Genomic DNA, 1,512 nt, shown 5'->3' on the forward strand with positions numbered 1-1,512 from the left:
TTTCGAAAGGTCGGTGTGTTATAGTAAATATAAACTTGGTTACGATTTCAGAGCTGGTAGTGCGGACTCATAATCGTACAATATGCCGTGTGTAATAAGGTGAAATGCAACTTTCAAGAACTTATTCATACACGCCACAATCGCGACCTCATGATGCTTTTTCTGAGGTTGCGTTTTTAATTTGTAATAGTAGTCCACAAAGTGATTTTCTTCTCCTTTTCCTTTTGCCATTAACATTGTACAAACCATAAAATATAAAATCTTCCGTAGCTTCTTATTCCCACGCTTATTTATACGATCACGATATTGTGTATTGCCAGATTGATAGCGCATAATATCAATACCCGCATAGGCATTTATTTGTTTGGCATTTTGAAAACGACGAATATCGCCTAACTCACCAATCAATCGGCAAGCTGTTGTATCTCCAATGCCTGGAATAGAGAGTAACACTTTATATTCTTTTTTATCCTCAGACATTGTCACCATCTGCTTGACAAGCTTGTCTTTCGTTTCCATCAAATCCGCAATACGTCGTGCATAATCGCGTACTTGAATACAACGAATATCCGTTGGCTTAATGGACGGATACGAGTTTTCCGCAGCTTCTAATAATACAATTGCTTTTTTCTCCGCACGTTCTAAGGATAGCTTCTTACGAGTATTACTTTTTAAACGGTTTTTAATGATTGTTTTTGAATGCGCCAATAAAAGTGCTGGATGTGGATATAGCTGCACGAAATTTAAAAACAACGCTGAACTTGGTGTGATGAGCTGTTCTAATTCAGGAAATGTACCATGTAAAATTGCATGCATTCGACTACGTAAAAGAATGATTTCTTTATCAACTTCATCATAATAACGTGTAATCGCACGCATCTGTTCATAATATGTATCCTGTACGTATGTCGTTTCACGTTCTACTTTAAAGTGCGTTTTCGCTAATTCGTGCGCATCACTACTGTCGGTTTTATGACGCCGCATGGAAGCCATTTGTAGGCTCGCTTCAAGCGGGTTCATACGGTAGTATGTGTAGCCATGATCACGTAGAAACTCTTCTACAGGTTTTGAATAGACCCCTGTAGCTTCAAATACAATTTCAGGAGGTTGTCCATCAAGAGCTGTTATTTTCTCAATACGTCGATGAAGCTGTTCAAAATCGAAACGCGTGTGATGTAATTCCCCTTCAAATTCACATTGTCTATCTTCATTATAAATGACGATGGTACTTTTCCCTTTACTGACATCAAATGCGATGACATGTTTCATATAGATGTTCTCCTTTATAGCCAATTATAGAAGTCTTCACATGACCTTATCGATTCCATTTTCTTATACACGATCTCTTGGACCCAACATACTAAACTGATTCATATAAGGGTGCGAAGTTAGCCAGTTTATGATACGGATTCTATATGATCCCAGAGGCTGGTCGACTTTTCTTCACTTCTACTAAATAAAATAGTAGCACAAACCATGGCCTTGGTTTGTACTACTAATCTTAGTATGTTT

General features: G+C 37.8%; 1 protein-coding gene. It reads right to left on the reverse strand.

Annotated elements, in window-relative coordinates:
* Positions 1 to 39: 39 nt before the first annotated feature.
* Entirely contained in the window at positions 40 to 1,269 is a 1,230-nt protein-coding gene (locus BFJ97_RS23225; protein ID WP_068986942.1) for an IS110 family transposase, read from the reverse strand.
* Positions 1,270 to 1,512 lie beyond the last annotated feature (243 nt).

Source organism: Lysinibacillus xylanilyticus (genome assembly GCF_001708185.1).
Classification (GTDB): Bacteria; Bacillota; Bacilli; order Bacillales_A; family Planococcaceae; genus Lysinibacillus; species Lysinibacillus xylanilyticus_A.

Coding starts and splice junctions, on each gene's coding strand:
- BFJ97_RS23225 (WP_068986942.1), bottom strand. CDS start 1,269: ATGAAACATGTCATCGCATTTGATGTCAGTAAAGGGAAAAGTACCATC.